The sequence below is a fragment of the Ignavibacteriota bacterium genome (assembly GCA_013285405.1).
GTDB lineage: Bacteria > Bacteroidota > Ignavibacteria > Ignavibacteriales > Ignavibacteriaceae > IGN2.
Genome location: CP053446.1, coordinates 1,918,557 through 1,932,333 on the forward strand (window position 1 = coordinate 1,918,557; position 13,777 = coordinate 1,932,333).

The window sequence follows — 13,777 nt, forward strand, 5'->3', positions numbered from 1 at the left end:
TTATGAAGAAAATATTTTTAATAGTATTCCTCCTTTCCGGAAGCAGTATTATCGCGCAGCGAACCAGCGATCCGGCATTGCTTACAATTGGTTACCATACAGGAAACAGAGCCGCAATAACTTTTTATAATGATGGTCAGATTGCTGGTGTGAACACAGGAATTGATATAAGAGGTGAATGGCCCCTCGGTTCGGGTGAAAACTACATTGGCGATTGCATACCATTGATCGGTGTAGAATTCATTAATACACTTAATGATACGCTTCAGTCTGTTGTGATTTCGCGTGGTCCGAGAAAAGGTCAGTTTGATGAAAAAAGCCCGAGCGGTTATTTCTGGGGCTGGAATCCTGTTCCCGGTTTCAGAAATCCAAATGTAAAAGGTGTTGCGATGAGTCACCTTCCTGAAACTTGGCCAATTGAAGGTTGGAATGATCCGATTGCAAGAAACTGGAAAGATGCAAACGGAACCACACAATGGTTTGGATATTTTGGACGTGGTATTCAAAACGCTGATCAGGAATCTTTCTTTGAAGCCGATGATGATTGGGATGATGAATTCAATGCAAATTTTAAACCTGATTCAACTAATTTATCAAGATATGGAATGGCTTTGCGAATGAGACAGAGAGGTTTTCAATGGTCAAGCTTCCTTGCTGAAGATGCTATATTCTGGTTATATGAAATTAATAATGATGGGACGACACTTTATAAGAAAGCAAATTTCGGAACGATAGTTGGAACTCTTGCTGGTGGTGATGGTGACAGCCAGGATGATCTTGGATTTTTTGACATCAACGATTGGATAACTTATTCCTGGGATAGTGATGGAATTGGTAACCGCGGACAAAAAGTTGGATATGTTGGCTATGCATTTCTGGAATCTCCGGGGAATCCTTTCGATGGAATTGATAACGACAATGATTCCAAATCTAATTCACCAAAATTTACTTCGTCAGATTTTAATGCTGTAATTTATAGTGCAGGTAATCAGGTAGTACTTATTACTGATACAGTGGATGCGCAGGGATTAAGAATTTATAAAAGAACGCTTCACACAGTTAAAGCTACTACTGATACAGTTTATTCACTCGGAGTCAGATTTATTATTGAACCGGGCGTTACTCAGTTCAGAGAAGGTAATGCAACTTTAACTTTAGTAAATGGACAAGAAATTTTTATTCCTCATCCTTCAGCTAACGATGCAATTGACAACGATCTTGATGGTTTAGTGGATGAAAACCAGGCTACTCACTATGAAACCAGAGTTAGGCGGGGATTAACAGGTTTGTCATATAAAAATTTTGTTACCGGCGCCGGAGTGAATGATCTTTTAATCGATGAAAGAAGAGATAATGATATTGATGAAGATGGTGACTGGGATCCGGGATTTGATGATCTCGGTGAGGATGGGTTGGGACCGGAAGACGATAATTATCCGGGACCTGATTTTGGGGAAGGTGATGGAATCCCAACACAGGGTGAGCCCAATTTTGGAAAAACCGATCCTGATGAATCCGATCAGATTGGTCTTACAGGCTTTAACTTCTTTGAATTGCAGAGTGCCCCTGATTTAAGTATTGATTCATCTCTTTGGAGAAGAATGACACCTGGAAGATTTGATGTTGTTCCCGCAACTCCACAGGATGGTGATTTTATTTACAGCTCAGGATTTTTCCCCCTCTTCCCAAAAACATCAGAAAGATTTTCTGTATCACTGCTCTTTGGAGAAGATTATGCTGATATTGTAAAAAATAAAAAAATAGTGCAGCAAATTTATAATGCTGGATATGCCTTCCCTCAGGCACCAAAGAAACCGAAGATAAATATCACGCATAATGATGGTAAGGTTGTAATTTATTGGGATGGGGAAGAGACAGAAAATTCTCGTGACTTTGTAACCAAGCAGCAGGATTTTGAGGGTTATAAAATTTACCGGGCAACTGACGCAAACTTCAGGGATGCACGAACCATAACAAATGCTCTCGGTGTTTTAACATTTGATAAGCCCATTGCACAGTACGATCTGGCAAATCAATACAATGGATTCTTTATTCCGAGTGCTGAGTTGCTGGAAGCTTTTGGTGGAATTACATATTATTTCGGAGAAGGTAATGGCATAGTTAATCGTTTTGTTGACTCGACAGTTACTCCGGGTATTACTTACTATTATGCAGTCTGTGCATTTGACCACGGAGATGGTACCCCTGATATTTTCCCGGAAGAAAATTCTAAATTTATTTTCCGTTCCAATACTGGTGAAGTCATTCTTGATGATAACACCGCATTCATAACACCGGGCAGAAGACCAGCAGGATATTCGAATGCATTTCTTGATGATCTGGATAAATCTGATCCTTTCTTCGGAACCGGTTATGCCGCAGTGGAAATAATTGATGAAGCAAAAATAAAAGATGGATTCAATTATCAGATCGTATTTCAAGATACAGGACTTACGGATTTAACATCTAACTGGACTTTGCTTGATTTGCAAACACCGGATACTGTTTTTGTTCCAATTGCAAATCAAACTTATATAGTTAATCCAAACGATTCAATTCCACTGCCTGCCGGTACTGATACGATAATTGTGAACGGTTCCAAAGTTAGCGTTGTTGGTCAATCTTATTACACTGCTGTGTACGATGCTCTCATTCTCCAATCCGATTCATTTTATGGTGAAACTCCGGTCAGGCACGGATTCAGGGTTCAACTGTACAACGATAATATTGCGGTTGATACATCGTATGCTTCAAACATTCCATCTGATCCACCACCAACTTTTGAAGTATTGCGGTTTGTTGCTAATAACCCAAACTACAATGGTTATGCAACACCAAATGATTATGTAATTGAGTTTTATGATTCTATAATTGATACTTCAGTTGTGGATACTGTCGGAGTTGGAGCAGGAAATATAGTTCCTGCGAGACCAATAAACTTTAAGGTTAAAAATCTTACGAAAGATCAGTATGTAGATGCCGTGTATTTGAGGGTTGGTAATTTAAGTTATACGTACAGCATCTGGTTTAAGGAATTTGTGCAGGGTCAATATGTAAGGACGTGGCGTGTAAATATAAGATACAGATCATTAAGTGAACTGGAAACAGCAGGAACATTTAACATTCTTACATTCAAACCGTTCAACCAGAACGATAGTTTCTTTTTCACCATGACCGGAGCCAAAATTGATAATGAACTTGCAAAAGATCAACTTGATAAAATAAAAGTAGTTCCTAATCCGTATATCGTTACTCATGCCGGTGAGCAAAGGCTACTCAGTACACAAACAAGCGGAAGAGGCGAACGCGAAATTCGATTTACCTATGTTCCGCCGGGATCAAAAATATCAATCTTTACTGTAAGAGGTGAACTAATAAGGACACTTTATTCAGAAGGTCTCTATGTTGGTGATGTTTACTGGAATTTAAGAACTGAAGAAAATATTGATGTAGCCTTCGGTGTTTATGTATTTGTTGTTGATGCACCCGGCATCGGTACTAAGATCGGCAAATTTGCCTTAATTAAATAATGGAGAATAAAATTATGAAAAAGTTTATAATAATATTTATTTTTCTCACTGCTGCATCTGCATTTGGTCAATCAAAAATAGGATCAACTGCAGCTCCATTTTTGAATATAGGTGTTGGTCCACGTGCAATTTCGATGGGTGGAGCTTTTACTGCTACTGCAAATGACATCAGTGCTTTGTATTGGAATCCAGCTGGTGCTTCACGAAGCAGCACGAATGAAGCAATCTTCGCTCATTCAACCTGGTTTGCCGATATTAATTATGAATGGGCTGCGGCTATGGTAAAACTCGGAGATGCTGGAACAGTTGGATTAAACCTGACTTATCTTAATTATGGTGAAATGGAAATTACAACACTTGCCGAACAGGATGGCACAGGACAAATGTTCTCAGCTAATGATCTTTCACTTGGATTGACTTACGCATATAATCTTACAGACAGATTCTCACTCGGTGGAACTGTGAAATATGTTCAACAAAAAATATGGAACAGCTCAGCCAGTGCATTCGCAGTTGATTTAGGTGTATTGTTCTTATCCGATATTTATGGATTAAGAATCGCTGCAACCATTACAAACTTTGGAACCGGTATGAGGATGGATGGACAGGATCTGCTTGTTCAACATGATATCGATCCTAACAACTATGGCAACAACGATCAAATACTCGCCTCTCTGAGAACAGATGAATTCCCGCTACCATTGACTTTCAGGATCGGTCTGGCGATGGATGTAGTAAATATTGAACAACATCGGCTTACACTTGCAGTCGATGCATTGCACCCGAATGACAATGATGAATCAATAAATATTGGTGGTGAATATATGTTCAATAACCTTATTGCATTCAGATTAGGTTATAAGTCACTATTTCTTTCTAACTCCGAAGAAGGGTTTACGGCAGGTGTAGGATTGAATTATGATTTCGCGAGTGACTTCGGTGTAAGAGTAGATTATGCTTATCAGGATTTTGGTGTACTTGACTATACACAGCATTTTTCTTTAGGGGTTAAATTTTGACCATTTAATTGAATAATTTTTTGTTGAAAAATTTTCTATATTTAAAAACGAGACTCTAAATAATTGCAACTTTTCACAATAAAAAAAGGATAATAATATGAAAAAATTGCTCTACATGTCATTTTTGCTCTTGTTAACGGGCTTAACATTTGCCCAGCCCAAGAACATTCTCGTTAACTGGGAATGTAATATGGAAATTGAAATTCTCTCTGGCAGATTTAATACTTCAGATACTGTTGCAGCAAGAGGTAATTTCAATGGATGGGGTCGTCATGACCTTGTTGCCAGTACGCTGGATCCGAACCTTTACGTAAGCGAAGTACCTGATACAGTGTTTGATGCAGAAGTAGGTGACACGATTATTACCGGGTATAAGTTTTTCTACACACCAAGCAACTGGGAAGGTGGATCTGATAGAAGATATATCCTGACTCAGGACGATTACAATAATGGTTCAGCAGTAATCTCACGTGCTTTTAATGATGGAACATTACAAACTGTTACAAATCAACCAACGGATGTTACATTTACCGTTGATTGTAATAATGCCGTATCAGCTATCAATGGTCAGCCATTCCCTGCTATTAATACAGTTCATATGGCTGGTGGTACTCCTCCTTTACAATGGCCTGATTTAGGTTGGCCGGATGCACAGATTGATAGAATGATTCCAATGTACGATGATGGTACTCACGGTGATCTTACAGCAAGCGATAAAATTTTTACTGCGGTTGTTACATTCCCGGCTTACACTATATTCGAAATTCAGTACAAATATGGTATAAACTATGGTGACGCAGTTAACAATGGCGGTGGCAATGACAACGAAAATGCGATTGGCGCTAACCACGTTATTGATTTATTTGCTTTAGCTTGGGCTGTCCAAGTTGATAATGTGTTTGGAACTATGGGGAATCATACATTCACAACTGATGTAAAGGATCCTTCAGGTTCAACCCCGATTGCTTATTCTCTTGATCAGAATTTCCCGAATCCGTTCAATCCATCAACGAAAATTACTTACAGCATTCCTGCTGAGGGATTTGTTTCACTTGATGTTTACAATTCAATCGGACAGAAAGTTGCTTCATTAGTAAATGAATCAAAGACGGCTGGAACTTACACAGTTAACTTTGATGCTTCTGATCTCACAAGTGGAATTTATTTCTACAAGATTAGTTCCGGCAGCTTCACCGAAACAAAGAAGATGATTTTATTGAAGTAATCCACGGATTGTTTCAATAAAAGTTAAGCCCCGTTCTGCGGGGCTTTTTTATTACTTGATAATATTAGTGAGTTGAGTTCTGATGCCTTGTGCATTGGGAAAATCCGGGGTTATCAGGATACAATTTTCAATCGCCTTCAGAGCATTTTGATAATCCATCTTTTGAATATATGCGCCTGCGAGGTTATAAAAAGTTTGAGCATCTTTGCTATCAAACTGAACGCTCAGTGATAAATATTTTATCGCCTCATCAGTATTGTTCTGGTTTAAATTTATATTGCCCAGCCATTTTGCTGAAAATGCATCAGGAGATTCTCTGAATCGTTTGATCAATAAATTATATGCAAGTGCATACTGCTTTGCTTCGATAAGCGTGGATGCTACATAATCATAATCATTTAATTTGAATGGATACTGCGATACAATCACACTATACTCTTTTGCAAAATCTTTGTAATTCTTTTTTAACAGATAATATTGAGCAGCTTCACGATGGGCTTTTTCCCAATTAACATTTTCAACAGCAACTTTATATGCGATCGAATCAATTATGTCTTTTAAATATAAATGATTAATGAAAGAAAAATCCGGACTTTCAACAAATGGCCAGTCATTCAATAGCCCCTGAAGCCTGATGTTTGCAATCATTGAATCGAGTGATGAAAAAGCAAAGTTTGTTACAACTATACTATCCTGTTTTTCATCCGTCATCTGAATCCCATCTTCTTTTGGCAAAAGATTATTTTGCCGGATAGCATCAAAATAAATTTTGCCCATCACGAGATAACCATTAAGTGATGGATGAAGATGATCCACTATTAAATTATTTCCGACAATCCCATCCGGACTGAGGTAGTTGAAAATAGAATCAACATTTACCAAACAGCAATCGTATTCTTTAGAGAGTTTTTTTATTATCCGGTTGATTGCTTCGGGTGCCCTGAACCTGAGTGCATCAAAATCCTTTGCTTTGCTGAAAAGTGAATCAGCAGCAGGATTATTATTGTTATCTAATTGTTCAAGTGCCTTTGAGTAAATAGAATCTGCATTTGTGTCTGTATTACTACCAAGTGAAATGAACGGTTTCTGATCTTTCAAATTACTTACAAGCGTTCCGATCACAACCGGTACTCCGGCTTCTTTTGTCATGTAAAGTACATCTTTCAGATTACCTTCAAATTGTTTGATGCCAATCTGAAAGGATTCTGAATTAAATGGAATTAACTGATCATCGACAATCCTTGCCATTAGAGTTCCATGACGATTAGCATTTATTTCTGAATCATTGTTAAATAGACTTGAAATTGCAGAGACTACATTTCGCAACAACTCAACAGTTTTGAATTGGTTCAACCATATCAGAAAATTCACAAACTCGCGTGAGTTGCCAATGTTTTCATTAGAACCAACACCTAATGCACCATAATATTCATTATGTCCCGCATAAATCAGTATGAGATCAGGTTTTTGTTCAATTACTTCCGGAAGTAAATCTCTTAATGTATAAGAATTAGTTGCGGTGATTCCGAGATTGATTACTTCAAAATGAATATCAGGGTAAATTAACTCCAGACGATCACGGATATATCGTGAGAATGTTCCGTTCGGAGAAAATGGAAATCCTTGTGTACTACTTTCGCCCATTACAAAAATTCTGAAGGCATTTTTTCTCTTCACAATATCAAATGCATCATTGTTTGACTGCGGTAAATCTTTTGTGTTGAAGAAGTATCTGCCTGCAATATCCGGATTAAGCATCTGTTTAGTTTCGGATATTTTAATCCATTGTTCGTTATTTCTTCCGTATCTGATAATCCCAAGAAAAATTTCAAGCAGAACAAATAAAAGAACAGGAATCAAAATTAAAACGAAATAAAACCAAAATGGTGATCGGTTGCGATTATTATTTAAACTATTAGCTGATTTACTCAACGGCATCACTTTGATTAATAATTTCTTCAAGCTGTTGTTTAATTATCGCAGCTCGCTGGAATTCAGGATTGATTAGTAAACATTTATTTATAGCATCAAGTGCTTTTGAGAATTCTTTTTTCTGAGCATAAGCCCCGGTAATATTAAAATAAACCTGCGCATCTTTACTGTTGAATTTTAAACTCGCTTCGAGGTATTTGATCGCATCATCAGTAAAGCCTTGAGAAAGATCAATAATACCGAGCCACTTTGTATTGAAAGTATCGGGTTTTCTGTCGAATCCGTGTTTTAAAAAATAATATGCCTGCTGGAACTTTCCTGCCGAAATTAATTCGCGTGACGTGATATTATAATATTTATAAAGGAATGGGAACTCTTCAATCAATGCTGCCATTTCGGTTGAGTAATTAACCATTTCATTATTTCTCAGATAATAATTTGCCACTTCCAATCGGGCTTTCTCTCTTGATATTCTTCCGTCAATAACTTCAAGTGCGAGGCTGTCAATTAAATTATTCAGTAATATTAATCTGTTTCTTGGTATTTGGTTTAGTGGATTGATATATGGCCAATCATTTTTTAAAATCTTAATTCTGAAATCAGCTGCAGTCGAATCGAATTTAGTGAAATTATAATAAGCCAAAACAAGACTATCTGTGGTTTTCTCGTCAAGGTCAGATGGTTCTGTTATCGGCAGGTAACCATTTTTTTTCATCGCATTAAAAAATAAATTTCCGATCAATTGATAACCTCTGACATTTGGATGAAGATGGTCAGTCATCAGTTCATCACCTATGATTCCATCCTCGCTTTTAAAATTCAGCAAAGAATCACTTCTGATAAAGCTATAATTGAACTCTTTACATAACCGGATGATCACATTATTAATTTCTTCAGGCGCACGAAACCTTAAAGCATCGAGTTCTTTTGCATAAATAAATAAGTTTTTAGCTGAGTCAATCTCACCAGCTTTTATTTTTTCGGCTGCTTCATTAAATATTTCATTTGCTGGCGGATAATCTGAATCATCAACAGAAATAAAAGGCTTTTGATCTTTTAGATTGCTTGCAAGAGTGCTTGCAATAACAGGAACATTTGCTTCTTTACACATTGATAAGATATCACGCAAATTTCCTTCGAACTGATCAACACCAGCCCAGAAAGTTTCAGAATTATATTCGATGAATTTATCCTTTGCAAGTTGAGCCATCATCGTTCCACCGGTTACTGCATTATCTTTAGATGAGAATAATGCAGATAAAGTTTTAACAATATTTCTTATCAGTTCAACAGTTTTAAATTTATTTAACCAGAGAGTAGTGTTCACAATAAATCTTGATGAACCAAAAGATTCGAGAGAGCCGACACCCAGTGCACCATAGTATTCATTATGACCAAGATATATAAGCATAAGATCGGGATTTTTTTTGATAAGTTCTGGCATTAAATCTCTGACAGTGTAAGAATTAATTGCTGACATGCTGAAGTTAGCAACTTCAATTGTTTCATCGGGATAAAGGATCTCGAGTTTTTTTCGAATGAATTTACTGAACGAAGCACTTGATAAGTATGGATAACCGGCTGCTGAACTTGCGCCAACAACAAATACTCTAAAACTGTTTTCCTTTTTCTCTTTGTAAATAAATGACTCAACGGAGAATGGCAGGTTTTGCGTTGTGAAGAAATATCTATATCCAAGTTCCGGGTTTAGTATTTGCATATCCTGAGAAATATCAACCCATATTTGATCATCTTTGCCATAATTAAAAATGCGGAGACCTGATTCCAGCAGGACAAAGAAAAGAACAGGGATGACAATCAGCAAAGTATAAAACCAAAATGGAGCAGGAGGTTTATTTTCTTTTAAAAATGTATTAATCTCCTCAACAGAAACGTTCAACTGCTTTGCCATTTCCTTTGCAGAAAGTTTATTAAAATTCTTCTTAATGAATTGAATTTGTTTATCGGATAATGGCAATTCAGATCTCTAATTAATTATTCTGGTTGCATTGAATAGTTGCCGCTGAAGATCTTTTGCCATCGAGTAATCTGGTTCTATCTGAAGACATCTGTTGACCATTTGCAAAGCAGTATTATAATCTTTTTTTATTGAATATGCTCCTGAGAGGTTATAATAAACCTGTGCGTCGGATGAGTTATAATTTATGCTTTTCGAAAGATAATTAATTGCCGAATCAACTCTGTTATTTAGCAAATCTATTATTCCAAGCCACTTAGTTGAATACGCGCCGGATTTCAGCGCATTAAGTTTTGTCAGGAAAGGATAAGCTTCATTAAACATTTTTGAATCTACAAGCAATTGAGATGCAGTTTCATACGGATATGGATCAAATGGATACTCATCTGTAACTGCATTTATTTCTTCAATAAATGTTTTATAATTTTCTTCAGCTAATTTTCTCTGTGCAAGCTTAAGATGAGCAGCTTCCCATGATAAATCACCTTTCCCTGTCAGAAAAGCAAGACTATCGGTATAAGTCAGGATATTTAAAAGCTTAAACTTTTCATCGTCTGATATTTTTTCTTTTGTGTAAGGCCAATCACTTTTTAAGATAATAATCTGGTAAAGTGCTGTAATTGAATCGAGCTTTGTAAAATTGTAACGGCTCAAAGTCAAACTATCCTGAACCTGGAGTGAATAATCATTATTTGACTTCGGAAAAATTCCCGAGTTAATTGCAGCATTACAAAATTCTCTTCCAATAATCTGGAATCCTCTCAGATTTGGATGAAGATGATCAGTAATCAAATCATCACCAACAATGCCTGATACTGATTCAGCATTTATTATTGAATCTAATTCAACAACAGGATAATTAAATTCTTTTCCAAGAGTCTCAATAATTTTATTAGTTTTTTCCGGTGCGCGCCATCTTAATGCATCAAGGTCTTTTGCTAATCTGAAAAGAGAATCGGCGTTTCTATAATTTCCCGAAGCAAGTTCATTTTGTGCTTTGAAAAAAATTTCATCAGCAGGAGGAAACCTGTTGTTAAAAATTGACTCAAATGGTTTTTGATCTTTGAGATTGCAAACCAATTTTCCAAGTATTACAGGAACATTTTCATTCTTTGTTAATTCCAGAATATCACGAAGGTTTCCTTCAAATTGATTCAATCCGGCAAAATATTTTTCCGACTCATATGGAATTTGCTGCCTTTGAGACATACGTGCCATCAATGTTCCATCCGATTTTACCGGCTCTGAGAAAAGACCTGATACTGATTTAATAATATTCCGAAGCAGCTCGAAAGTTTTGAACTGATTTAACCAGATAACTGTGTTCACAATAAATCTTGTATCTCCAAGAGTTTCAACTGAACCGACACCAAGCGCACCATAGTATTCGTTGTGACCTGCGTAAATAATTATTAAGTCAGGCTGCATTTTTAAAACGCCCGGAAGCAAATCTCTCAGTGCATAAGAATTAATTGCGCTCATTGCGATGTTCACAACTTCTATTTTTTTATCCGGGTAAAGCAATTCAAGTCTTTTTCGAATGTATCTTGAAAATGCACCATTTGGTGAGTAAGGAAAACCTGCGGCACTACTTCCTCCCATTATAAAAATACGATAGGAGTTCGGTTGTTTTATTTCATCAAAATAATTATGATTGGCAGAAGGAACCCGTTCAGTATTATAAAAATATCTGAATGCTATTTCCGGGTTTAAAGTAAGTCTGCCATTACCAGCGGCAATCCATTGCTCGTAATCTCTTCCGTAATCGAAAATTCTCAAACTGATTTCCAATAATAGAATTATAAGAACAGGTAGTAAGAACATAACAAGATAAAACCAGCGTGGTGTTGATTTCTCTGATGATTTAAGAAATTCTTCGATGAGAGTTCTATCAACGTTCAATTCTCTTGCAATTTCTTCAGTTGAGAGTTTATTTTTTTGTTGCAGAATATATTTTTTATGTTTATCCGAAAACGGCAAAAAAATCCTTTTAGATTAATTAACTTTTATAAAATCATCCAAAGAAAAATTTGAATTAACGTCATAAATATATCAGAAGCACTAATCAAAAGTCGATGCAATTGATAATGGTTTTTTTACACCTGCTGCTTTTGGCATATCTGAATTCTGATAATATCGCTATTTTAGTAATGATTTAATCAATCTGTTTCAGAAAGTTTCAAAAAAAAATCAATCCTAAAAGCAATAAAAATTAATAATTTATTTATCCTTTGAGAATCATGCATAAGTCAATAGTAGTTGCACTTGTATTAATAACGACACATATTATATCGGCGCAGACAGATGAGCCAAATGTACTTGCAAGAATTGGTAGTGAGGTCATTACGGAGAGCGAATTCATCGAAAGGTTTGAACTTACTCCACAAATGTATGCAGGAATTAAAGGAGGAGAAGATGCTTTAAAACGTGAAGTGCTTTATTCAATCATTGCTGAAAAACTTTGGGCACTTGAAGCAGAAACAATGGGCTTGAATAATTCTGAATTGATGACAACTACTTATAAAGCTATCGAGAAAATGTATGTCCGGGATGCACTTTACCGGCAGGAGATACTGAGTAAAGTAAAATTATCGGATGAATATCTTTTAGAAGCTTTCAGACGGAATAGCCTTTCCTTAAATCTGCATTATATATTTGCAACTGATGAAAGTGAGATAAAAGATATTTATCAGCAATTGCTCGCGGGCTCCGATTTTTATTCAATACTTTTGAAACGACCGGAGAGCAGCTTGCAGGGGGAACCCTATATTATTAGTTACGGTCAAATGGATAAGAACGTTGAGGATCAGCTTTATAATTTGAAAGTTGGTGAATTTACAACTCCGGTAAAAGCCCCGAATGGATGGTATATTTTCAAGTTGCTGTTCATTGACCAAAAGAAAATAGAAAATGTTAAGCAAGCTGAAGAGCAGCAAAAGTATGTAATGAAAGTTGCTGAAACTACGCTGACGGATAGTATTTATAAAAATTTTTATTCCAGGTTTTTTAAAGATGCCAAAGCTGAAACAAATAAAGAGTTATTTCTCAAACTATCCGAACTTGTAATTGGTACTTTAAAAGATAAAAGTCAGAATGAAGAAATATCTCACGGAAATAAAATATATCTGATGCCCGATGATCTTTATCTGATAGAAAGAAAATTGAATCAGGAAGTATTGAATGCTGAATTCATAAAAATTAATGATCAACCGGCAACTGTAAATGATTTTTTGCAGGAATTATCAATTGAGAAAATGTATGTGGACTCACTTGATGAAAATCATATTAAAGGCAGGTTAAACTTTGCAGCTAAAAATTTTATTGAACATGAACTTTTATCACGAGAGGGTTACAAAAGAGGATTGCAGAATTTAACTGATGTTCAGCATTACTTGAAAATGTGGAGTTCATATTACCTTTCAGAATCACTTAGAAAAAAAATGACGGACGAAATTAATATTTCGGATGAAGAAATTTCTGATTATAATCTTGAAAAGAATAATGATACAACTTCAATTGTGGAAGTCAAAATTATAGAGCTTCTTACTGAAGACCTTGATGTTATTAAGGAAGTTCTGGATGAATTAAATAAAGGTAAAGATTTTAGAGAGCTTGCTGTTACTTTCACTATAAGGCAGCAAGCAAAAAATAATAATGGTGAGTTAGGCTTTTTTCCTGTTAGTGAATATGGAGAAATTGGACAGAAAGCAGCTATTATGAAAATAGGGGATATGTATGGACCAATTAAAGTACCGGAAGGTTATTCATTGTTTGAATTGATTGATCGTAAAGAGAATTATGCATTCTCTGCTGATGAGGACGAGTCCGAAAAACAAGCTTCATTACAGGAACTCAGACATAGAAAATATAGTGACGCAATAATCAACAAAACAGTTGAGCTTGCTGATAAATATGGTGTTAAGGTTAGTTTTGAAAATTTGGAATCTGTCGAAGTGTTAAACACAACTACCGTGATTTTCAGATATTTCGGTTTCGGCGGGAAACTATTAGCTGTACCTATGACAACACAAAACAATTTGTGGTTTAAAACATGGTATGAACAAAAAACACCTTCACCATAAATTACTTTCAA

7 protein-coding genes are annotated in these 13,777 nt (G+C 36.0%); 4 read left to right on the top strand and 3 right to left on the bottom strand.

Features of this window, described 5'->3' with window-relative positions; genetic code table 11:
• Positions 1 to 2: 2 nt before the first annotated feature.
• From HND39_08270 to HND39_08280, 3 genes are all read left to right on the top strand, one after another.
• Positions 3 to 3,530, top strand: a complete 3,528-nt coding sequence (locus HND39_08270; protein QKJ96277.1) for a hypothetical protein — start codon at positions 3 to 5, stop codon at positions 3,528 to 3,530.
• Between the two features lie 14 nt (positions 3,531 to 3,544).
• Positions 3,545 to 4,549: a PorV/PorQ family protein gene (locus tag HND39_08275; GenBank protein QKJ96278.1), complete on the top strand. Its 1,005-nt coding sequence runs from the start codon at positions 3,545 to 3,547 to the stop codon at positions 4,547 to 4,549.
• Between the two features lie 97 nt (positions 4,550 to 4,646).
• Positions 4,647 to 5,774, top strand: coding sequence for a T9SS type A sorting domain-containing protein (locus HND39_08280; protein ID QKJ96279.1), 1,128 nt, complete (start codon positions 4,647 to 4,649; stop codon positions 5,772 to 5,774).
• A 51-nt stretch (positions 5,775 to 5,825) separates the two neighbouring features.
• Here the strand turns inward: HND39_08280 and HND39_08285 are convergent, their stop codons facing one another.
• From HND39_08285 to HND39_08295, 3 genes are read right to left on the bottom strand one after another with little or no spacing between them, the layout of a single operon-like run.
• Positions 5,826 to 7,736: a hypothetical protein gene (locus HND39_08285; GenBank protein ID QKJ96280.1), complete on the bottom strand. Its 1,911-nt coding sequence runs from the start codon at positions 7,734 to 7,736 to the stop codon at positions 5,826 to 5,828.
• Positions 7,699 to 9,684 (bottom strand): hypothetical protein, encoded by a 1,986-nt coding sequence (locus tag HND39_08290; protein QKJ96281.1) that lies wholly within the window; start codon positions 9,682 to 9,684, stop codon positions 7,699 to 7,701. Before HND39_08290 ends, HND39_08285 begins: the two co-directional genes overlap by 38 nt.
• A 9-nt stretch (positions 9,685 to 9,693) precedes the next feature.
• Positions 9,694 to 11,664: a hypothetical protein gene (locus HND39_08295; protein ID QKJ96282.1), complete on the bottom strand. Its 1,971-nt coding sequence runs from the start codon at positions 11,662 to 11,664 to the stop codon at positions 9,694 to 9,696.
• A gap of 260 nt (positions 11,665 to 11,924) precedes the next feature.
• Here HND39_08295 and HND39_08300 point away from each other — a divergent pair, with 260 nt between their 5' ends.
• A complete protein-coding gene (locus HND39_08300; GenBank protein QKJ96283.1) occupies positions 11,925 to 13,766 on the top strand; it encodes a hypothetical protein in 1,842 nt (613 codons plus the stop codon).
• The last annotated feature ends 11 nt before the right edge of the window (positions 13,767 to 13,777 follow it).

Bases quoted from the DNA above. Each gene is read 5' to 3' on its own strand.
- HND39_08275 (QKJ96278.1), top strand. From the start codon at position 3,545: ATGAAAAAGTTTATAATAATATTTATTTTTCTCACTGCTGCATCTGCA.
- HND39_08300 (QKJ96283.1), top strand. From the start codon at position 11,925: ATGCATAAGTCAATAGTAGTTGCACTTGTATTAATAACGACACATATT.
- HND39_08270 (QKJ96277.1), top strand. From the start codon at position 3: ATGAAGAAAATATTTTTAATAGTATTCCTCCTTTCCGGAAGCAGTATT.
- HND39_08280 (QKJ96279.1), top strand. From the start codon at position 4,647: ATGAAAAAATTGCTCTACATGTCATTTTTGCTCTTGTTAACGGGCTTA.